Genomic DNA, 22,296 nt, shown 5'->3' on the forward strand with positions numbered 1-22,296 from the left:
TTAAATGTTATTACATAAAGTTATTTCTTCAATAATTTATTCCCTTAATAGAATTTTATCAAGTTCTTCAAAACTGCTATAGCCTTGAGCGATGATTGTTCTTTTGTTTCCTTTTTCAAGAATAACTGTTGGAAAACTCTGTACCCCTAATTTTTGACCTTTTCTAAAGCATTCAAAAGTTTCTTCACTCAATTCTTGTGAAAGAAATATTTCTTCAAAGTCTCCTTTAGAAATACCAAAACTTTCGGCGATTTTAGTATAAACAGTAATATCATTCATATCTTGACCGTTTACGAAAAATGCTTCTTGCATTTTTTTTAGGAAATCAAAGGACATATCTCTATTTAATTTTTGAAAGAGAACCATTGCCTTTGCACCTGGCAAGCTATCTAGAACTCTATTACCGCCACCTAATACATTTTTATTAAAGGCTTTACCGAAGTGAACACTAGTTAAGGCCTCCACTCTAATGTTGTTAGTTTTTATATATTCACCTAAAGAAGTATCCATTTCTTTTACTTCATCACCGACCCACATACCTCCAGGTATTATTTCAAAGTCATATTTATCCTTATGTTTTTCATGGATTTTAGTAATAACATCACTAAAACCATAACACCATCCACACATTGTATCCATAACATAATATATTTTGTTTTTCATATATATAATCCTCCAATTTCTAATTTTAATTACTAAGTTATAAATTAATGATGTAATCACAATGATTACAATTACTGTTGTACTCATTGTAGTTACAACTGCAAAGAATGTCAATAATTTTTTTTATTCTTAATACAGTTTTATTTATAGGAGTCTATTATAAAACTTTATTTAATATAATATTTATAGATTTTTTGATAAGTTCTATGATAAGAAGCCTTCTGAAATTACATTACCCAGTAGTCTTTTTAAAACTCCAGAGAATACAATAATTAATTATTTCAGTCTTTTAAGGGAAGCAGCGAACTCAATAGAAGGGAAGGGAGCAGGCTGTGGAACACCTGGCAATGCTCAAATACCCTATCCAGTAGCATACAATTTTTTATCATCTAAATATAGAGATAAGTTAAATTATACTGAGTACCTTAAATCTTTTGAAAATATTATTCATATAAATCTAATAAAACTAAAAAAGGTTCCTGAATTAAATGAAAATTTAGATGAAATGAAATACTTTGCTGAGATTGAAACTATTAAAGGGACAGATGGTAGTGATTATAAGTTTATATTTTTTCAATTAACTAATGATACTGATATAGAGATAGCACAATATAAAAAGGATGAAAAGGGGAATTGGAATTTAATAAAGAGTGATCCTGGAAAATGTTTATAGAAAAATAGTTATACATAAAATATATTTTCTAAAGTAACCCCATATCATTGATCACAACAATAACTAATAAAATGCGAATGCTTTTTCTCATATCAGCACATGACCCCCTGTTTCCTTCTTTATATAAATTCAAATTTACAATAATATTGTACCCATTATTATCAGCTATTATAATACCCTTATTTGCTAAATAATAAAATACAGTTTTAATTGTGGAAGAGGGCCGTTAGATTGACTATTTTTAATATTCATTTGTATAATATTCTAATATATAATTATCTAATATTTGGCTTAATTTTAATACTGATGTATGACTTAGCCCTTTTAGTATGATAAGGTTTTCTAATTCTTCTCTTAAATTTTCTATAGTAAGCATGATATTACTCATTAACATCATTAACATCATTCCCTTCATAACTTATAATAACTTTTTATCAACTAATAGATTAATAATGATTGGACTAAAACAGAAATTTATTCTTATTTATAAATACGTTAGAGAAGTTAAATTTAAGGGGGGAAAACGGTAAAAAAACTAATAATATTTTAATTAACGTAAACGTAGAATTTAATAATTGACAGTTATTTACTTAATGTGTAATATATTTAATATAAATATATATTCTAATCAAATGTATATTAAAAAAATGTAAACGCTTTCAAGTTAACGTGAACAAAATAATAAGAGGGGGTAATCAAATGGTAAAAAAACCATTAACAAGTGATCAAGTAAAAAAAATTTCAAAACAACTAATGTTAGCTGTATTAGCATCATCTATGGTGATGACAACATGTTTAAGTGCCAGCGCTTCAACATATAATTTAAGTTCTGTATCATTAGAAAACACACAAAGTGTGGGAAATACAGTATCAATATTAGAAAGTAATGGGTGGTTGGAGTCAGCAAATGTTGAGTGGACTGAGGCTAAAGGTGCAACTGGGTATAATGTTTATTGTAAATTAGCAAGTGCTTCAGATTCTGAATATAAACAATTAGATAATCAATTAATTAGAAAATATTCATCATATTTTAGAGCAGATGTCTTAGGTCTTTCACAAGGCGATTATGTGATGAAAATAGTGCCTACTATAAATAATAAAGAAGCTAGTTTAGAACAAGTAATTACAAAAACTATTAAAGTAAAAGCAAATACAAGAGAAGGGTTTGCGTTTGCTTCTGGATCACCTATGGGTACAGGCTCAGGTGGATATAAAGATGATGGTACAGTAGCAAGTAATGCTCAAATTGTGTATATTACATCAAGTAATGTAAATAAAGTAACAGCAAATGTTATAACAAATATTAAGGGAACCGCAACACTGTGTACAGGCATTACTGATATTTTAGCAAAACGTCAAAAGGGTTATGATAAACGCCCACTTATTATTCGTATGGTAGGCGAAATTAAAGCTGATGATATTACTGGTCTTAATAGTACTGGATATTTACAATTAAAAGGGTGTTACAATGTAACATTCGAGGGCGTAGGGGAAGATGCTACCGCTTATGGATGGGGAGTTCTTATTAGAGATTCTCACAATGTAGAACTTAGAAATATGGGTGTCATGTTATTTCCAGATGATGGAATTTCACTTGATACAGGAAATGAAAACATTTGGGTCCATAATAATGATATTTTTTATGGGGCAGCTGGAAGTGATGCTGACCAAGTAAAGGGTGATGGCTCTTGTGATGTAAAAAAATCAACTTATGTTACAGTTGCATACAATCATTTTTATGATTCTGGTAAATGTTCACTTTGTGGTATGAGTGACACGGAAAATTTCTATGTAACTTATCATCATAATTGGTTCGATCACTCAGATTCAAGGCAACCACGTATTAGAGTTGGGACAATTCACATTTATAATAACTATTTTGATGGAAATTCAAAATATGGAGTTGGTGTTACAAAAGGCGCGTCAGCTTTTGTAGAAGATAACTATTTCAGAAATTGTAAATATCCAATGCTATCATCTCTACAAGGTTCTGATATTTCTGGTGGCAGTGTAGGGACTTTCTCAGGTGAAGAAGGAGGTATGATTAAGGCATATAATAATAAAGTAGAGGGAGCTACAAAACTTGTTTATTCTAAGGATGATGCAACTCAATTTGATGCATATTTAGCATCGGCAAGAAATGAACAAGTTCCAAGCACATATAAATCTGTAAGTGGAGGAAATACGTATAATAATTTTGATACAAGTTCATTAATGTATAAATATGTACCAGATGCACCACAAAATGTAGAAAGTAACGTCACTACTTATGCAGGAAGAGTAGATGGTGGAGATTTTAAGTGGAATTTCACAGATGCTGATGATGTAAAATCTGAAGTAAATACTGAATTAATGAGTAAAATTAAGAATTATAAATCTGAGTTAGTATCTGTTGGAGGAAATTCAGTAGGTGAAACAAGGTACTGGACAAAATAAGTAAAATAGAAAACTTATAAATAGTAGAGTTATTTACAGTAATAATTACAAAAAAGTATGGTAAATTAATAATTTATCATACTTTTTTGTTTTTAATTAATTTTGTTTTAATAAAAAAACTAAGTACCTCTGTTACTAAAGCTAAAACAGTTCCAACTATAATTATAAATAGATAACCTATAATACTGGTTAAGTCACCCCAACCAGGTGAAGTATTGACCATCACAATATAAAACATATAAATGATAGCTACTATGGTACAAAGGGTATAAATTATGAAGAAAATCCATTTACCTAAAAAACCACCTATGCATGGAATTAAACCAGAGACTACAGATATTATAAGCAAACCTAGTATTGGCCTAACTAATAGTTCACTTGCAAGCATGACTCTGGTTGTAAGTAAACTCAAAAATACTATTATTGTATAAAAAACAAAAATTATAATCCACTGCTTTGTTCCTTTTTTGTGTAAAATAACTACCCCTCCTTTAATTACAAAATAGGTTGTATATTATTTGCCATAACATGCATGCATACATATACTATAACATCAAACATTAAGGAGGGAGAATAATAAAAAATTTAGAAAATTAATTATAATATCTAGATTATATTAACGAAGACAAGCTAGGTATATTATTAGATATCTGTTATAATAGAAGCAAATATCTGAATATTTGAAAAAATTGGACGAAATTCAGCGTAATCATTAACTAATGAAAAACAAATTTAAGAATTTTACCAGAGCATAAAGTAACTATTCACATGATGAAGAGGAGGATTATTATGAAAATTCAATTCTATGGAGCAGCAAAAACTGTTACAGGTTCATGTCATATTTTACACATAAACGGAAAGACGGTTTTGCTTGATTGTGGTTTATATCAGGGCAAAGGTGAAAAAGTATTTGCAAATGAGACATTTGATTTTAATCCTAAAGAGGTAGATTATGTGATTTTATCACATGCCCATATAGATCATAGTGGAAGGATACCTCTACTTTATAAAATGGGATTTAAAGGAGAGATTTTATCAACGCAGGCGACAATGGATTTATGCAGTATTATGCTGCCTGATAGCGGGCACATTCATGAATCTGAGGTTGATTGGAAAAATAGAAAAAGAAAGCGTCAGGGATTAAAAACTTTAGAACCATTATATACATTTAAATTGGCAGAACTTTCTCTTTCACTTTTTAGAGCATTTCCCTACGATGAAATGATAGATGTTTTTGATGGGTTAAAAATAAGATTTAGAGATGCAGGCCATCTTTTGGGTTCAGCGATTGTTGAATTATATATGACTGAAAAGGATCAAGAAGAAGTAAAACTTGTATACAGTGGTGATTTAGGTAATTTAAATAAGTCAATTATAAAAGATCCAACCATTATTAATCATACTGATTACTTGATAATAGAGACCACATACGGCAACAGAGTTCATCCTGAGATTAAGGAAGATTTAAAGGCGTTATTAAAAATAATTAAGGAGACCTTTGCAAGAGGGGGGAATGTTATTATACCTTCATTTGCAGTAGGTAGGACTCAGGAAATATTATATGAATTAAATAAATATGTAGAAAATGAAGATTTGTTGGATATTAAAGTTTATATTGATAGTCCTTTAGCCATTCAAGCAACAAAGGTATTTGAGAGCCATAATGAGGATTATGACAATGAAGCAAAAGAACTTGTAATGAAGGGGGAGTATCCTTTTAGGTTTGATGGTTTGAGATTCTCAGTTTCTGCAAATGATTCAATGGAAATAAATAAAATTCAAAGCAATGTAATAGTTATCTCCGCAAGTGGCATGTGTGATGCAGGTAGAATAAAACATCATCTTAAATATAATTTGTGGAGAGAAGAATCATCAATTGTTTTTGTAGGGTATCAAGCAGAAGGAACCTTAGGACGGAATATAGTAGGTGGGGCAAAAACAGTTAAGATATTTGGAGAACAAATTGCTGTTAAAGCTCATATTTATAACTTAGAGGGATTATCAGGACACGCTGATAGAAATGGATTATTCAACTGGATAGAAGGGTTTATGGACAAACCAAAGGAAATTCTGCTTGTTCATGGAGATAAAGAAGCTCAGGATAGCTTTAAACAGTTATTGGATTCTAAGGGTTACAGCGCAAGAATTGTTGAAAGTGGAGAGGAATTTTATATAAACGAAAAAGCTAATAAAGTTAGCAAAATTGAAAAAACTTATGGAACTGATAAAGCTTATAAAACTTATAAAGCTGATGAAAATTTAAGAAAAAAATTGATAAAAGATATTAAAGCAATAAATAATATCGAAGGGCTAAAAAAGGTAGATTTACTTGATATTATAAAAGATATTATTTATGATGAAAAGGAATCTGACAATATTTTAAAATGAAAAATCATACTATAAAAAAGTAGTAAATATAAGGGGAGAAGCGACTTAATAGGGTCGCTTTTTAAGTGTGCCCGGCATGGGCGTTTACTCGTCGGTGAAAGTCCGATACGGGGGCTGATAGTGCCAACCGTTAGCTTAAGACAAGGGTGTCCACCGTGAGGTGGAATCTAAAGGAAGTCGGCGGCAAAACTCTGGTCTGACGAACAGAAACTACATATAAGGCATATGCTTGTGGGTAAGTTTGCTTAACAAAACGAAGCCCTAACTATCCGAAACAGGCGGTGTAAATGTAGCAGATATTTGGAGGGAAAGTAGACGTTCTTACCCGGGGAGATCTGATAGGTAAGTTATGGATATGAATTTAGAGATAACAAACCATACAGTGATGTATGTCTGAACTATCAGAAGTCAGCAGATGTCATAGTACCATGCTAAACGCGTTAGCGTGGGAAGGACGGAACAATAGGAGGTTTTGAAATTTTGAAAGATACGAAGAAATATGATAAAAGCAGACAACTTCATAAAGAAGGCTCTCTACGAGAGAATAGAGTGGAACTCAAAGGTAACGTAGAAGTGCATAGTATTTCTTCTATATCAGAAGAAGGAAGAAACGGTGTAAATAGATACGGTAATGATTTGCTCGAGCAAATATTATCGAGAGATAATATGAATAAAGCATATAAAAGAGTAAAGGCCAATAAAGGAAGTCATGGTATTGATGGTTTGACAGTAGATGAACTTTTACATCACCTGAAAGAGCATGGACAAGAACTAAGGCAATTATTACTGGAAAATAGATATAGACCTCAAGCAGTAAGAAGGGTAGAAATACCCAAACCTGATGGGGGAATTAGACTACTTGGAATACCTACTGTAGTAGATAGAGTTGTTCAACAAGCGATTTCACAAGTTCTAATCCCAATATATGAAAAGAAATTTTCAGATAATAGTTATGGTTTTAGGCCTTTAAGAAGTGCAAAGCAAGCTGTTGAAAAATGCAGGGGATATATCAATGCTGGACATACATGGACAGTAAATATAGACCTTTCAAAATACTTTGATACGATAAATCATGATAAATTAATTAGGATACTATCGGAAGATATTAAAGATAGTAGAGTAATTTCTCTGATACGAAAGTATCTACAAAGTGGAGTTATGATAAATGGGGTATTTATGAATACTGGAGAAGGAGCACCTCAAGGTGGACCCTTGTCCCCATTATTAAGTAACATAATGTTAAATGAACTTGATGTAGAACTAACAAAGCGAGGACTAAACTTTTGTAGATATGCTGATGATGGTGTGCCACGAAAGCGTGGTAAGCAACTCGTAAGAGTTGCTTAATATTGCTGTGCTATACAGATGATGGAGGAAGGCCCTCCGAAATCGCCATGCAGGTGGAGATTTCAAACTACCTTAAGGTGCTATAATCAAAAGTTATGGTATTGAGCGTTAAGGAAAAGGCAGAGTTAAATCTGTCAAGTATGTACTAAAGAGATGAACGAGCATGTGAACCACTTACGGAAATGTCGAAAGCGTAGAGATTTCATCAGAACCAGAGGGTAGTCGTTAATCTGGGATAAGTCTAGAGGAAACCTGTTTACTGTCTAGGCGGTGGACGGCATAGAGGTGGCATGAATTTAGTACAGGCATTTGTACGGAACGTGGGAACCTACGGCTTGATGTTAAGAGAGTATTTCAAGCAGAAGAACTGTGAGAAAAGAGTATCAATGCAAGCATAGGGGCAGATTGAGTCGTAGTAGTGAAGAAATTTCTGTAATGGAAGTGGAGCGAAGGACTTCGAGTTATTCAGTTTCAGAAATAGGTCAACTTTGAAAGGAGGAGGAGCTTATGATGGAAACAAAGCCGTTTAATATTTCTAAAAGAGCTGTAGTTACAGCTTACGAAAAGGTTAAAGCAAACAAGGGAACATATGGAGTTGATGGACAGTCAATTGAAGATTTTGAGAAGAATTTGAAAAATAATCTATATAAAATCTGGAATAGGATGTCGTCAGGAAGTTATTTTCCTCAACCTGTAAAAGCAGTTGCAATTCCGAAGAAAAGTGGAGGAACTAGATTACTAGGGATACCAACTGTTGAAGATAGAATTGCACAAATGCTAGTTAAACTATACTTTGAACCAGAAGTAGAGCCCATGTTTTATGAAGATTCCTACGGATATAGACCTAATAAATCTGCAATACAAGCAATTGATGTTACAAGAAAAAGGTGTTGGAGGAAGGATTGGGTCCTTGAATTTGATATAAAGGGACTATTTGATAATATCAAACATGACATTTTAATTAAAATGGTAAAGAAACACACAAATGAAGAATGGATTATTCTATATATTCAAAGGTGGTTAACTGCACCATTTCAAATGGAAAATAGAGAACTAGTGCCAAGAATTTCAGGAACTCCGCAAGGGGGTGTCATAAGTCCAGTACTTGCGAATCTGTTTTTACATTATGTGTTTGATGATTTTATAACAAAAGAATTCAAAACAATTCCGTGGGCTAGATACGCAGATGATGGAGTAGCACACTGTGTATCCCTAAAACAGGCTAAATATCTACAAAAACGGTTGCAAGAAAGGTTCGAAGAATACGGATTGCAACTGAACCTTGATAAAACAAAGATTGTATACTGTAAAGATGATGATAGAAACGGAGATTATCCAAATATATCATTTGATTTTCTAGGGTATACATTTAAGCCTAGAGGCGCAAAAAGTAAATATGGAAAGTATTTTACAAGTTTCTTACCAGCGATAGCAGATAATGCAAAGAAAAGAATTAGGAAAGAGGTAAGAAGTTGGAGGGTACAGTTGAAGGTAGATAAAGACTTGTGGGATATATCAAGTATGTTTAATAAAAAGATACAGGGGTGGATTAATTATTATACACATTTCTATAAAACGGAAATGTATGCAGTATTAAGATATATCAATAATGCTTTAGTAAAATGGGTTCGAAGAAAGTATAAGAAACGAAAACACAGACGAAGAGCAGAATATTGGTTAGGGAGTATTGCAAAAAGAGATAGAAATTTGTTTGCACATTGGAAAATGGGAATATTACCAACAGCCGAATGATGGGAGCCGTATGAGCTGAGAGGTTCACGTACGGTTCTGAGAGAAACTAAGGGTGAAGTTCCCTTGGTTTACTTACTCAAATATATATGTTAAAAGTGAGAAATCAGCAAATAGAGTAATGAATAGTATCTCAAGATTTATTGAGGAAAAGTTAAAGCTTAAAGTGAATAAAGAAAAGAGTACAGTAGATAGACCTTGGAAACTTAAATTTTTAGGATTTTCGTTTTACCGAACAAAAGGTGAATATAGAATGAGAGTTCCTCAAAAACCTATAGATAAATTCAGAGCAAAGCTAAAGGAATTAACTTCAAGAAGTAATGCGATGAGCATGGAATATAGATTTAGAAAACTCAAGCAGGTAATAGTAGGATGGGTAAACTATTTTGCTATTGCAGATATTAAAACTATTCTTAAAACACTTGATGAATGGTTAAGACGAAGGATTAGAATGTGTTTTTGGAAACAGTGGAAGAAAATTAAAACAAAGCATGAAAACCTTATTAAATTAGGTTTAACAAGCAATAAAGCTTGGCAGTATGCAAACACAAGAAAAAGCTATTGGAGAACATCCAACAGCCCAATATTAGCCAAAACAATAACTAATAAATACCTTAAAAAGATAGGTTTAGCCTCCATGTCTGAAATATATTTATTAAAACATTAATTTCTATTGAACCGCCGTGTACCGAACGGTACGCACGGTGGTGTGAGAGGACGCTAAATAAACTAATTATTTAGCTCCTACTCGATTGTGGGGAATAATTAAGGAATTATACACCTATGATATAATCATTAGTTGAATAAATGTGTTATTATTTTAATATATTACTTAAATAATGGGGCAATTTACTAAATAAAGAGGATTTAAAATGAAAACAGCATTAAAAGAAAGAAAGGATGTAGATAAGTCACTTACTTGGGATTTATCTTCACTATACTTAGCGGAGAAGCAATATGATTTAGCGTTGCAAGGGTTAGAGGAACTTACTCTAGCAATAGAAAGAAATTATAAACATAAACTGAATAACGCTAGTATTATAAATGATTGTTTGGATAAAATGAGGGTTGTTATGGAAAGTGAGGATCTTGTAGAGAATTATGCAAGTCTTAAAGTTTCTACAGATCAATCAAACGAGGAAAATCAAGCTAGATATATGAAGTCTATTAACATATTAGCTGATTTAGAAAACAGACTAAGTTTTGTAGAAAGTGAAATTAATGAAGTAGATGATAAAATAATAGATCAAGCAATTGAAGAATCAAAAGAAAATAGAAATTATTTAAGCAAGATAAAAAGATTTAAAAAACATTCATTACACCCAGAAGTTGAAATGGTGTTATCTGCTTTATCAGGGACATTAGATTCTGCTTATTCCACATATGATACAACTAAACTAAGTGATATGGATTTTAAAAATTTTATTGTAGATGGCACTGAATATCCTCTTAGCTTTGTATTGTTTGAGGATGAATGGGAGTATGAGACTGATACTAAAATTAGAAGAGCGGCTTTTAAAGCATTTTCTTCAAAACTAGGAGAATATAAAAATACAGTAGCAGCGCTTTATCAAACTCATGTTCAAAAAGAAAAAACATTAGCTACTCTTAGAGGATTTGATTCTGTTATAGATAGTTTATTATTTCCTCAACAGGTAGAGAGAGAATTATATGATAGACAAATAGATATAATTATGGAAAAGTTAGCACCGCATATGAGGAAATATGCAAAATCGTTACAAAAAATTCATAAAATTGATGAAATGACATTTGCAGATTTAAAGCTTGAGGTGGACCCAAGCTATGAGCCAACAATATCTGTGGAGGAATCAAAGAAATATGTTGAGGGAGCATTATCAGTATTAGGTGAAGATTATGTAGAAATGGTAAAGAAAGCTTATGATGAAAAATGGATTGACTTTGCTAAAAACAAAGGAAAATCAACAGGTGGATTTTGTGCTACTCCTTATGGTAGTCATCCTCTAATTTTACTATCTTGGTCTGAGAAAATGAAAGAAGTATTTGTACTTGCTCATGAATTAGGTCATGCAGGTCATTTCACGTTAATTAATAAAAATCAAAATATTTTTAATGCGCAGCCCTCATTATATTTTATTGAAGCGCCATCCACTATGAATGAAATGCTTATGTCAAATTATCTTATGAAAACAAATGAGGAACCTAGATTTAAGAGATGGGTTTTATCTTCTATGATTAGCCGTACTTACTACCATAACTTTGTAACCCATTTATTAGAGGCAGCGTATCAAAGAGAAGTTTATAAAATAATAGATGCAGGTGGAAGTGTGCAAGCCACAAATCTTAATGAAATAAAAAAAGGAGTTCTTAAAAAATTCTGGGGAGACTGCGTGAAAATTGTGGATGGCGCAGAGCTTACCTGGATGAGACAGCCACATTATTATATGGGACTTTATCCATATACATATAGTGCTGGACTTACTATAGCTACGCAGGTAAGTAACAGAATTTTAAAAGAGGGGCAGCCAGCTGTAGATGACTGGAGAAAAGTATTAAAAGCAGGAGGAACTAAATCTCCCATAGAACTTGCTAAAATGGCAGGAGTAGATATAACAACTGACAAACCTCTATTAGATACTATAGAATATATAGGAAATATAATTGATGAAATAATAAAACTTACACAAGATATGGAGTGATAGAAGAAGAAATTTTAAAGGCGACCTACCAGGGTCGCTTTTCAAGGTTAAACCTATGATATAATAATCTGGGGGTGAGGTATGAATGATTACAATATTATCGCCAGCGAAAACTTTGAGAATGGATAAAGCAGTTAATACTAGTTTATGTACTAATCCTATATTTATTAGGGAAGCAAGTAGCTTAATTAAGGAACTTATAAAATATTCCCCGGAAGACTTGGAAGGATTAATGAAAGTAAATAGTAAACTTGCAGAGCAAAATTTTATGAGACATATTACCTGGGAAAAAGAACATAATTTATCAAATGGTAAACAAGCATTACTTGCTTATGATGGAGCGGTATTTAAAGGATTAAATGCAGACGATTTAAATGAGCGGCAGTTAGCATTTGCTAATGAACATTTAATAATATTATCTGGTTTATATGGTGCACTTAGACCACTTGACTTAATACAACCTTACAGGTTAGAGATGGGAACTAAGCTTAAAAACAAAAGAGGTAATAACTTATATGATTTTTGGGGAAATAAGATTACTACATATATTAAAAAAGAATTATTGATAAAAAATGATAACACACTTATAAATTTAGCTTCAAAGGAGTATTCCTCAATTATAGATATGAGCAAAATAAATGCAAAGGTTATAACACCTGTGTTTAAGGATTATAAAAATGGAACGCATAAGGGTATAACTATTTACACAAAACGGGCAAGAGGACTTATGAGCCGGTTTATTATTGAAAATCATATTAGTTTGCCAAGTGATTTGAAAAAATTTAATGAAGAGGGATATAGGTATAATGAATATCTATCTTCAAATGTGGAATTCATATTTACAAGATAAATGTACTCATTATAGTAAAGTAACAATCTATCATCAAGTGTAGTAAAAGTTTTGTCAATGTATGGGACTAAAGATGGGTTTGTTGGGAAGGATAATATTTATGCTTATTCAAGGGAGAAAAAAATAACTAAGGATATTATTACAATAATAACAGTTGATAGGGGTGATACCATGAAAAACATAATAGAAGTTAAGAATTTCGTAAAGAAGTATGATAAATTTACAGCAGTAGACAATGTATCATTTGAGGTAGAGGAAGGAAGTATATTTGCATTTTTAGGCCCAAATGGAGCAGGTAAAAGCACAACTATTAATACACTTTGTACCATATTCGATAAGACATCTGGAACCTTAACCATTGATGGAAAAGATGTTTCGCATGAAAAGGATGCGGTTAGAGGTGTTATTGGGGTAGTTTTTCAGGAATCAACATTGGATAATAAAATGACAGTTCTTGAAAATTTACTTATGCATTGTCATTTTTATGCTATTCCCAAAAGTGAAGTTACAGAGCGTATCCAATTTGTTTTAAAGCTAGTGGATTTATTGGATTGGAAAAAAGCAATGGTAAGTAGTTTGTCTGGTGGGATGAAACGGCGTGTGGAAATAGCAAGATCGCTGCTGCACTACCCAAAAGTATTATTCTTAGATGAGCCAACTACAGGTCTTGACCCTCAAACGAGGGCTCATATGTGGGAATATATTGTAAAGCTTCAAAAGGAAAAGAATATTACCATCTTTTTAACAACACATTATATGGAGGAAGCTGAGATTTGTAGCAAAGTTGCAATTATGGATGGTGGTAAAATCGTTGCAATGGACACACCATATCGTTTAAAACAGCAATATACAAAAGATATGGCAAATATTTCGACTAAGAATGAGCAAGGTCTAGAGGAAGTATTAGATAATGCAGGGTTTAAATACATGAAAAAAATCAATCATTATTCAATTGAAGTTGATAGTATACCAAAACTTTTGGATATACTAAGTGAGCAGAAAGATCAGATAACAGATTTGGAAGTTAAAAAAGGTACATTAAATGATGTATTTTTAGAAATTACCGGAAAAGATATAAGAAAGTGAGGAATTTATGGATATTATAGTAGCTTTATGGTTTAGAAATATTAAAATTTTTACTCGTAATCGTGTTCAGCTTGTTTTTACAATTATTATGCCATTCTTCTTTTTATATGTGTTTAGTGCTATATTTAAAAATGATAGTATTCAAAATCCAGTAAACTACATGCTAGCAGGTATTGTGATAACCACGGTCTTCCAAACGTCACTTACCATCGCCACTAGTACAATTGAAGATATTGTTTCAGGATTTATGAAGGAAGTGTTAGTAAGTCCAGTTAAACGAATTCAGATTGCCGCAGGTCAGCTATTATCAGCAGCCACAATAGCAACTATGCAGGGAATTATTATTCTATTCATTGGTTATTTTATAGGACTTAAATTCACATCAATTATAACACCGTTTGCGGTAATTGGCGTGATGATTGTGGTTGGACTTGTGTTTTCCGGATTAGGATTGTTTTTAGCGACGTTGGTTAAGGATTCGCAAACATTCCAAATCGTGGTGACTGCAATTACAATGCCGCTCACGTTTCTTTGTGGTGCATATATTCCGCTTTCATTGTTACCAAAAGTATTGCAATATGTTGCATATTTCAATCCAATGACATATACAACAGCGTTTTTTAGAACTATTATATTGGAAAAGACGAATTTAACAACTCAGCAATTGATAGCAGAGCAGCTTGCTTTTAAAATAGGTGATTTTGTAATTACACCAATTATCAGCATGGTGATTGTACTGATTTTTGGATTGATATTTTTATTATTATCAACTTTTGTTTTCTCAAGGGTGGATTTTTCGAAAATTAATCGCTCAAAAAGTAAAGAGGCTGATATATTTAGTTAGTAGTAATATACCTACATTGGTGTCTGTTGTAAGGGATACGTTTGTATGAATCAAGCCTTATAGTATGATAAAAGACTAGCTAGGTATATCATAATATATCTGTTATAATAGGAATAAATATTTGAATATTTCGAAGAATTAGACGAAATTCAAATCAAACTTTTATTATTTAAAATAAAAAATGATACTATAAAAAAGTAGAAATAAGATTTTGTTAAGGATGTGGGTTAAATGAGTAAATTAGAAAAAATAATTGAGTATAATGAAAATTTTGTAAAAAATAAAGATTATGAGAAATATATAACAACTAAAATTCCGAAAAAGAAAATGGTTATATTAACCTGCATGGATACTAGATTAACAGAATTATTACCAAAGGCTATGAATATAAAAAATGGTGATGCAAAAATTATAAAGGATGCGGGAGCAACCGTTATGCATCAGTTTGGTGGTGTAATGAGAAGTATATTAGTTGCAGTATATGAATTTAAAGCGGAAGATATTTTTGTAGTAGGGCATCATGGTTGTGGAATGAGTAATTTAGATACAACAGAAGTTGTTAATAAAATGATGGATATGGGAATAAAAAAAGAAACATTGTTAACATTATACAATGCAGGGATTGATGTTAAGCGTTGGCTTCATGGATTTGAATCAGTTGAAGGCTCTATAAAAGAAAGTGTAAGTAGGATAAAAAGTCATCCCCTACTTCCAGAAAACATAAAGGTACATGGACTTATTATGAATCCAGAAACAGGAGAAATAGAAGTTGTGATAAATGGTGATCAATAGGTACAAAACAAGAATAGGATGTGAAATTTGTGGATAGTGAAAAGCAACAATTAAGTGTTGAAGTGGCAAGATTATATTATCAGTCAGATTATAGCCAACAACAGATTGCGCTGCAACTTGGAATATCAAGACCGACTATATCTAGACTTCTTCAATATGCCAAAATAAAAGGTTATGTAAAAATTAGTATTATTGATCCATTTGATGATTTAGATAAATTAGCCTATGAATTAAAAGAAAAATATGAATTAAATGATGTTCATGTTGTTTTCTCACCTAGGGATGATTATGTTTCTAGCAGAGAATATATTAGTAAAGAAGCAGCAGAATATTTACAAGGAACCATAAAGAATGGAGATATTATTGGGGTAAGTTGGGGAACAACAATGTATGAGGTTGCAAAAAGACTTATGCCACAAAGTGTTAAAGGCATAGAAGTAGTTCAGCTAAAAGGTGGAATTAGTCATTCAGATGTAAATACATACGCCTCAGAAACAATTGCTCTTTTTGCTGAAGCGTTTAAGACAGTTCCAAGATACTTACCTCTTCCTGTAATTTTTGATAATGCCATCGTGAAACAAATGGTAGAAGAGGATCGTCATATAAAAAGTACTATGGAAATGGGGATTCAAGCTAATGTAGCTATCTTTACCGTTGGTACTGTTCGTGATGGGGCTTTACTTTTTCGTTTAGGTTATTTAAATGAAAAAGAGAAAAAGATTTTAATGGAAAAGAGTGTAGGAGATATTTGTTCACGTTTTTTTGATGAGAATGGTGAAATATGTGATGAACAAATTAACAATCGTACCATAGGGATATCTATAGATGAGCTTAAACAAAAGGAGAAATCTATTTTAGTTGCAGGTGGTAAACTGAAATTGAAAGCTATAAAAGGAGCATTAAAAGCTAAAAGTGCCAATATACTAATTACAGATCAATATACTGCAAAGAGACTTTTAGAATAATATTTGAACATAATTTCATGTATAGCTTTACAAAGTTTCAAAAAAGCCTTATTATAAAATTATAATAAGGCTTAAAAAGGAGGGTTATAATTAATATGGAATATGAAAAATTAGTTTCACAGGCTTTACAGGCAAGAAAAAATGCATATGCTCCTTATTCTAATTTTAAAGTTGGTGCAGCTGTACTAACTAATGACGGAAAGATATTTACAGGGTGTAATATTGAAAATGCATCATATGGTGCTACTAATTGTGCGGAAAGAACAGCTATATTTAAAGCCGTTTCTGAAGGTTATACAACTATTAAAGCAATTGCTATAGTAGGAGTACAAAATGACTATACTTATCCTTGTGGTATTTGTAGACAAGTAATAGCTGAATTTGCAACAGACGATACTAAAATAATTTTAGGTAAAAATGATACTGAATATTTAGTTAAAACATTAGATGAAATATTACCAGGAGCTTTTACTAAGAAAGATTTAGGCAAGTAAGAAAATATTCTGTTGGCGTATAACACAAATAATCAAACTTAAAAGCATATTTATATAATTGTTTTACTTTAAACAATTATATAAAATATGCTTTTTGTTTTCAAAATTTATTTGTACGATTTAATAACTATTTTATCCTTAATATAGAATTTTAAAATAGTCAAAATCTAATTATAAAATATCTTGAAAAATATAGTGAACAAAATTTCAAATTAGTCTTTACAAATGTTCAAATAAGATTTATTATAAAAGTATAATAAAGAAAAAAAGGAGATTTACAATGAATATTGCTACAATTATTGATCATACTGAACTTAAACCAGATGCAACTAAGGAACAAATATTACAATTAATAAAAGAGGCAAAAACAAACAAATTTGCATCCGTTTGTGTAAATCCAAAATGGACTAAAGAGGCAAGTCTAGGATTAAAAGATAGTGGAGTAAGTGTATGTGTTGTTATAGGATTTCCACTTGGTGCAAACACAACTGAAACAAAAGCATTTGAAGCAAGTGACGCAATTAAAAATGGAGCAACAGAAGTCGATATGGTTATTAGCGTTGGTGAACTGAAGGATAAAAACTATACATACGTTGAGGACGATATTAAGGCTGTTGTTGAAGCAGCAAAAGGAAAAGCACTTGTAAAAGTTATTATTGAAACTTGTCTTTTAACAAAAGATGAAAAAATAAAAGCTTGTGAGCTCGCTAAAAAAGCAGGAGCGGATTTTGTAAAAACATCAACAGGATTTTCAAAAGGTGGAGCAACGGTGGAAGATGTTAAATTAATGCGTGAAACAGTAGGGACAGAAATGGGTGTAAAAGCTTCAGGTGGTATTCATACCAAAGAAGAGGCTACACAAATGATTAATGCTGGTGCAAATCGTATTGGAACAAGCTCAGGTATTTCTATTATTTCATAAAAAATGAAAAGGAAATTAACAATAATAACATTACTTATTGTTAATTTCTAAAATAATTTGCCTTTTGTGTAAACGTTATATAAATTATGTAAATATTTAGGGGGAATCAAAATGAAATATATTATTGGAATTATAGGTTTAATTGTTGTCTTAGGCCTTGCATGGATTACTAGTGCTGATAAAAAAAAGGTAAAATACCGACCTATCGTTGTAATGGTTATTTTACAATTCATACTTGGATTTATATTGCTAAATACTGGTGTTGGTAATTTTTTAGTAGGTGGAGTAGCAAGTGGGTTCAGTTTATTGCTTAAATGTGCTGCTGAAGGCGTAAATTTTGTATTTGGTGGATTAGTAAATGATAACCAATTTACATTTTTTATAGGTGTTCTTTTGCCAATAGTATTTATTTCTGCTCTAATTGGAATTCTACAGTACTGGAAGGTATTACCGTTTGTAATTAAATATATCGGATTAGGTTTAAGCAAAATTAATGGTATGGGTAAGCTCGAATCATATAATGGAGTAGCTGCTGCTATTCTTGGTCAATCAGAAGTGTTTATATCAGTTAAAAAAGAACTAGATCTATTACCAGAGCATCGTCTTTATACCCTTTGTGCGTCAGCTATGTCAACAGTGTCTATGTCAATAGTTGGTTCTTATATGGTTCTTTTAAAACCTAGATATGTTGTAACAGCACTTATTTTAAACTTATTTGGTGGATTTATCATATGTTCAATTATAAATCCATATACAGTAACAGCAGAGGAAGATATATTAGTAGTTAAAGAAGAAAAAAAGCAATCTTTCTTTGAAATGCTTGGTGAATATATTATGGATGGATTCAAAGTAGCCATCATAGTTGGAGCAATGCTTATTGGATTCGTAGCCATAATTGCTATGATTAATATGGCCTTCAAAGGTGTTTTTGGTATTTCTTTTCAAAATATATTGGGATATGTATTTTCACCATTTGCTATTTTAATGGGGGTGCCTTTTAAGGAGGCAGTACCTGCTGCAAGCATAATGGCAACAAAATTAGTATCAAATGAATTTGTTGCAATGACTAGTTTAGCAAGTATACATTTAACCGCAAGAACAACGGCTATTGTTTCTGTATTTTTAGTTTCTTTTGCAAACTTTTCATCCATTGGAATTATTGCAGGGGCAGTAAAAGGACTTAATGAAAAACAAGGTAATGTCGTTGCTAGATTTGGTTTAAAACTATTATTTGGTGCAACATTAGTTAGTGTATTAACAGCAACTGTTGTTGGTTTAATTATATAAGACAAAAGAAAGAAGGGGTTAAAATGGAAAAATTTAAAAGGATTCATATTATAGTGATGGATTCAGTCGGTATTGGTGAATCACCAGATTCAAAGGATTTTGATGATTTCAATGTTAATACATTAGCTCATATTGCGCAGAAGAAAAATGGACTTAATTTGCCCAATATGGAAGCCTTGGGATTATCAAACATTTATGAAATAAAAGGCGTAGAAAAAGCAATTCATCCAAAAGCTTATTATACAAAAATGCAAGAAGCCTCTTGTGGGAAAGATACAATGACAGGTCACTGGGAAATGATGGGATTATTTATCGATAAACCGTTTCGTGTTTTTCTAGATGGTTTTCCAAAGGAATTAATTGAAAAAATTGAGACTTTTTCTGGTAGAAAAATTATAGGAAATAGACCTGCTAGTGGAACAGAAATCATAAAAGAACTTGGTGAAAGGCAGCTTAAAACAGGAGAGTTAATAGTATATACATCGGGAGATTCTGTGCTACAAATTGCTGCAAATGAAGAAATTATACCCTTAGATGAATTATATAAAATTTGCGATTATTGTCGCAAAATAACACTAGATAATCCATATAAGTTAGGAAGGATTATTGCTAGGCCATTTGTTGGTAAAACTGCAGATACTTTTAAGAGAACTTCTAATCGTCATGATTATGCGTTAAAACCTTTTGATAAAACAGTAATGAATTATTTGAAAGATGATAATCTAGACTCTATTGCAATTGGAAAAATTTCAGATATATTTCTTGGAGAAGGAGTTACAAAAGCAATTAGAACTACATCTAACATGGATGGTATGGATAAATTAATAACATTATTAGATGAGGAATTTCATGGCATTAGTTTCCTTAATCTAGTGGATTTTGATGCAGTTTATGGACATCGTCGTGATCCAACAGGTTATGGTGATGCATTAGAAGCTTTTGATAAAAGGTTACCAGAAGTCTTCGAAAAATTACAAGAGGATGACTTATTATTAATTACAGCAGATCATGGAAATGATCCAACTTATCGAGGAACAGATCATACAAGGGAATATGTCCCACTACTTGCTTATTCAAAACGGTTCAAGGAAGGTAAAGATTTAGGAGTACGCAAAACATTTGCTGATATAGGGGCAACTGTTGCTTATAATTTTAATGTTAAGATTCCAAAATATGGCGAAAGCTTTTTAGAAAAATTAAAATAAAAGGGTGGTAATAAAAATGAGAATGGTAGATGTAATTTCAAAAAAACGTGATGGTAAAGAATTAACAACAAAAGAAATCAATTTTTTTATAGAAGGTTATACTAAAGGAGACATCCCTGATTACCAAGCAAGTTCGCTTGCAATGGCTATTTATTTTCAAGACATGAATGATCGTGAGAGAGCAGATTTGACTATGGCTATGGTTAATTCTGGCGAAACTATTGATTTATCAAAAATCGAAGGTATAAAAGTAGATAAACACTCAACAGGTGGTGTAGGCGATACAACAACGCTAGTACTCGCACCGCTAGTTGCTGCTTTGGATATACCAGTTGCTAAAATGTCTGGACGAGGACTTGGACATACTGGCGGAACAATTGATAAATTAGAATCTATTAGTGGTTTCCATGTAGAAATTACAAATGATAAATTTATTGAATTAGTTAACCGTGACAAAGTTGCTGTTATTGGTCAAACAGGTAACTTAACTCCTGCAGACAAGAAATTATACGCACTTCGTGACGTAACTGGGACTGTTAACTCAATTCCATTAATAGCTAGTTCTATTATGAGTAAAAAAATTGCATCAGGAGCTAATGCAATAGTTCTAGATGTTAAAACAGGCGCAGGGGCTTTCATGAAAACGGATAAAGATGCAGAAAATTTAGCTCATGCAATGGTTCAAATTGGTAATAATGTAGGAAGAAATACCATGGCAATAATATCCGACATGTCACAACCTTTAGGATTTGCAATTGGTAATGCACTTGAGGTAAAAGAAGCCATTGATACATTAAAAGGAGAAGGTCCTGAAGATCTTACAGAACTTGTCCTAACACTTGGAAGTCAGATGGTAGTGCTTGCTAAAAAAGCAAAAACATTAGAAGAAGCAAGAAAAATGCTTCTTGAAGTAATAAAAAATGGTAAAGCAATAGACAAATTTAAAGTATTTGTTAAAAATCAAGGTGGAGATGAATCAGTTGTAGATAACCCAGAAAAATTACCACAAGCTAAATATAAAATTGATGTCCCTGCTTTAACTAGTGGTTTTATATCTAATATGGTAGCTGATGAGATTGGTATTGCAGCAATGTTACTTGGTGCAGGAAGAGCAACAAAAGAGGATAAAATTGATTTAGCAGTAGGCCTTATGCTACGCAAAAAAGTTGGCGACAAGGTAGAAAAGGGTGAACCTATCTTAACTATATATTCAAATCGTGAAAATGTAGAAGATGTAAAAGCAAAAATATATGAAAATATCTCTATTAGTGATCATGCAACTAAGCCAACATTAATCCATGAAATTATTACTAAGTAGTGGGTGGAAAGGGAAAGTGTATAGATGCTTTAAATTCTAGCGCTATAAGTATTGGGTTACTATCCGGGGTCTGGATCATACTAAGTACTAAACTTGGACTTATGGCCTGGGTTGGTTTTATGGGATGTACTAGTTATTATGCTGCTGGAAACCGGTTTGTAAAAGGCTGGAAGAAATCAGTGATATGTAATATATCTGGAATTATTTGGGCGATGATTGCTATTCAGTTTTCAAATATGATTCCTATACCAGAACCAGTAGCTGTTATGACTACCATTATTTCATTTTTTATAATTGCGCAAGCTAAAATTCCATTTTTAGCATTTATTCCTGGAACTTTTGTAGGGTGTGCTTCAACTTTTGGGATGAATGGAAATTGGAAAGCTACAACAATAGCCTTATTAATGGGATCAGTCTTAGGAATACTTTCAGATGTTGGTGGAGTTTTAATTAAAAAACTAACTGAGAGAAAATCGGATAAGACAATATCACAAGTTTCATAAAAAAAATTATTGAGAGAGTTAAAAATAAAGTTGACACCATATGAATGATGTTAACTTTATTTTTATTTAAAAACTTAATAATTTTTCGGTTAGGTT

The 22,296-nt window shown here is 31.8% G+C and carries 22 protein-coding genes; 19 read left to right on the forward strand and 3 right to left on the reverse strand.

Annotation, left to right across the window (positions count from 1 at the left end; translation table 11 throughout):
* Positions 1–36 precede the first annotated feature (36 nt).
* A complete protein-coding gene (locus A7L45_RS08970) occupies positions 37–663 on the reverse strand; it encodes a DsbA family protein (protein WP_071612462.1) in 627 nt (208 codons plus the stop codon).
* A gap of 505 nt (positions 664–1,168) precedes the next feature.
* Here A7L45_RS08970 and A7L45_RS23175 point away from each other — a divergent pair.
* Positions 1,169–1,336 carry a hypothetical protein gene (locus tag A7L45_RS23175; RefSeq protein ID WP_169829584.1) on the forward strand — a complete coding sequence of 56 codons (168 nt, stop codon included), beginning with the start codon at positions 1,169–1,171 and terminating at the stop codon, positions 1,334–1,336.
* A 241-nt stretch (positions 1,337–1,577) separates the two neighbouring features.
* Here A7L45_RS23175 and A7L45_RS08975 read toward each other — a convergent pair whose 3' ends face one another.
* Complete coding sequence (locus A7L45_RS08975; RefSeq protein WP_084647413.1) at positions 1,578–1,751, reverse strand: aspartyl-phosphate phosphatase Spo0E family protein; 174 nt, start codon at positions 1,749–1,751, stop codon at positions 1,578–1,580.
* 284 nt (positions 1,752–2,035) lie between these two features.
* Here A7L45_RS08975 and A7L45_RS08980 point away from each other — a divergent pair, with 284 nt between their 5' ends.
* On the forward strand, positions 2,036–3,772 hold the full coding sequence (locus A7L45_RS08980) for a pectate lyase family protein (protein WP_071612463.1): 1,737 nt from the start codon (positions 2,036–2,038) through the stop codon (positions 3,770–3,772).
* A gap of 76 nt (positions 3,773–3,848) precedes the next feature.
* Here the strand turns inward: A7L45_RS08980 and A7L45_RS23505 are convergent, their stop codons facing one another.
* On the reverse strand, positions 3,849–4,010 hold the full coding sequence (locus tag A7L45_RS23505; RefSeq protein WP_207647767.1) for a hypothetical protein: 162 nt from the start codon (positions 4,008–4,010) through the stop codon (positions 3,849–3,851).
* Positions 4,011–4,047: 37 nt separating this feature from the next.
* On the opposite strand from A7L45_RS23505, the gene A7L45_RS23180 reads away from it, so the two are divergent.
* From A7L45_RS23180 to A7L45_RS09060, 17 genes are all read left to right on the forward strand, one after another.
* Positions 4,048–4,203, forward strand: coding sequence for a hypothetical protein (locus A7L45_RS23180; protein ID WP_169829586.1), 156 nt, complete (start codon positions 4,048–4,050; stop codon positions 4,201–4,203).
* 358 nt (positions 4,204–4,561) lie between these two features.
* Positions 4,562–6,160 carry an MBL fold metallo-hydrolase RNA specificity domain-containing protein gene (locus A7L45_RS08985; protein ID WP_071612464.1) on the forward strand — a complete coding sequence of 533 codons (1,599 nt, stop codon included), beginning with the start codon at positions 4,562–4,564 and terminating at the stop codon, positions 6,158–6,160.
* 480 nt (positions 6,161–6,640) lie between these two features.
* Positions 6,641–7,507, forward strand: coding sequence for a group II intron reverse transcriptase/maturase (gene ltrA, locus A7L45_RS08990; protein WP_084647414.1), 867 nt, complete (start codon positions 6,641–6,643; stop codon positions 7,505–7,507).
* Between the two features lie 507 nt (positions 7,508–8,014).
* Entirely contained in the window at positions 8,015–9,259 is a 1,245-nt protein-coding gene (ltrA, locus tag A7L45_RS08995; protein ID WP_071612465.1) for a group II intron reverse transcriptase/maturase, read from the forward strand.
* 118 nt (positions 9,260–9,377) lie between these two features.
* The gene (locus A7L45_RS09000) at positions 9,378–9,923 is read left to right on the forward strand and encodes a group II intron maturase-specific domain-containing protein (protein WP_084647582.1); all 546 of its coding nucleotides are present in this window, start codon (positions 9,378–9,380) and stop codon (positions 9,921–9,923) included.
* A 205-nt stretch (positions 9,924–10,128) separates the two neighbouring features.
* Positions 10,129–11,934, forward strand: coding sequence for an oligoendopeptidase F (gene pepF, locus A7L45_RS09005; RefSeq protein ID WP_071612467.1), 1,806 nt, complete (start codon positions 10,129–10,131; stop codon positions 11,932–11,934).
* 85 nt (positions 11,935–12,019) lie between these two features.
* Complete coding sequence (gene yaaA / locus A7L45_RS09010) at positions 12,020–12,784, forward strand: peroxide stress protein YaaA (RefSeq protein ID WP_071612468.1); 765 nt, start codon at positions 12,020–12,022, stop codon at positions 12,782–12,784.
* A gap of 171 nt (positions 12,785–12,955) precedes the next feature.
* Positions 12,956–13,870, forward strand: coding sequence for an ABC transporter ATP-binding protein (locus tag A7L45_RS09015; RefSeq protein WP_071614926.1), 915 nt, complete (start codon positions 12,956–12,958; stop codon positions 13,868–13,870).
* A 7-nt stretch (positions 13,871–13,877) separates the two neighbouring features.
* Entirely contained in the window at positions 13,878–14,714 is an 837-nt protein-coding gene (locus A7L45_RS09020) for an ABC transporter permease (protein WP_071612469.1), read from the forward strand.
* Between the two features lie 231 nt (positions 14,715–14,945).
* Positions 14,946–15,506 (forward strand): beta-class carbonic anhydrase, encoded by a 561-nt coding sequence (locus A7L45_RS09025; protein WP_071612470.1) that lies wholly within the window; start codon positions 14,946–14,948, stop codon positions 15,504–15,506.
* A gap of 29 nt (positions 15,507–15,535) precedes the next feature.
* The gene (locus tag A7L45_RS09030) at positions 15,536–16,471 is read left to right on the forward strand and encodes a sugar-binding transcriptional regulator (protein WP_071612471.1); all 936 of its coding nucleotides are present in this window, start codon (positions 15,536–15,538) and stop codon (positions 16,469–16,471) included.
* 95 nt (positions 16,472–16,566) lie between these two features.
* Positions 16,567–16,965 (forward strand): cytidine deaminase, encoded by a 399-nt coding sequence (locus A7L45_RS09035; protein ID WP_071612472.1) that lies wholly within the window; start codon positions 16,567–16,569, stop codon positions 16,963–16,965.
* 280 nt (positions 16,966–17,245) lie between these two features.
* Positions 17,246–17,887 carry a deoxyribose-phosphate aldolase gene (gene deoC, locus A7L45_RS09040; RefSeq protein ID WP_071612473.1) on the forward strand — a complete coding sequence of 214 codons (642 nt, stop codon included), beginning with the start codon at positions 17,246–17,248 and terminating at the stop codon, positions 17,885–17,887.
* A gap of 111 nt (positions 17,888–17,998) precedes the next feature.
* A complete protein-coding gene (locus A7L45_RS09045; protein ID WP_071612474.1) occupies positions 17,999–19,174 on the forward strand; it encodes a NupC/NupG family nucleoside CNT transporter in 1,176 nt (391 codons plus the stop codon).
* Positions 19,175–19,197: 23 nt separating this feature from the next.
* A complete protein-coding gene (deoB, locus tag A7L45_RS09050; protein ID WP_071612475.1) occupies positions 19,198–20,379 on the forward strand; it encodes a phosphopentomutase in 1,182 nt (393 codons plus the stop codon).
* A 16-nt stretch (positions 20,380–20,395) separates the two neighbouring features.
* The gene (locus A7L45_RS09055; RefSeq protein WP_071612476.1) at positions 20,396–21,697 is read left to right on the forward strand and encodes a pyrimidine-nucleoside phosphorylase; all 1,302 of its coding nucleotides are present in this window, start codon (positions 20,396–20,398) and stop codon (positions 21,695–21,697) included.
* Positions 21,697–22,200 carry a DUF1097 domain-containing protein gene (locus A7L45_RS09060; protein ID WP_224616983.1) on the forward strand — a complete coding sequence of 168 codons (504 nt, stop codon included), beginning with the start codon at positions 21,697–21,699 and terminating at the stop codon, positions 22,198–22,200. The genes A7L45_RS09055 and A7L45_RS09060 overlap by 1 nt, the downstream gene beginning before the upstream one ends.
* The last annotated feature ends 96 nt before the right edge of the window (positions 22,201–22,296 follow it).

The sequence above is a fragment of the Clostridium estertheticum subsp. estertheticum genome (assembly GCF_001877035.1).
Classification (GTDB): domain Bacteria; phylum Bacillota; class Clostridia; order Clostridiales; family Clostridiaceae; genus Clostridium_AD; species Clostridium_AD estertheticum.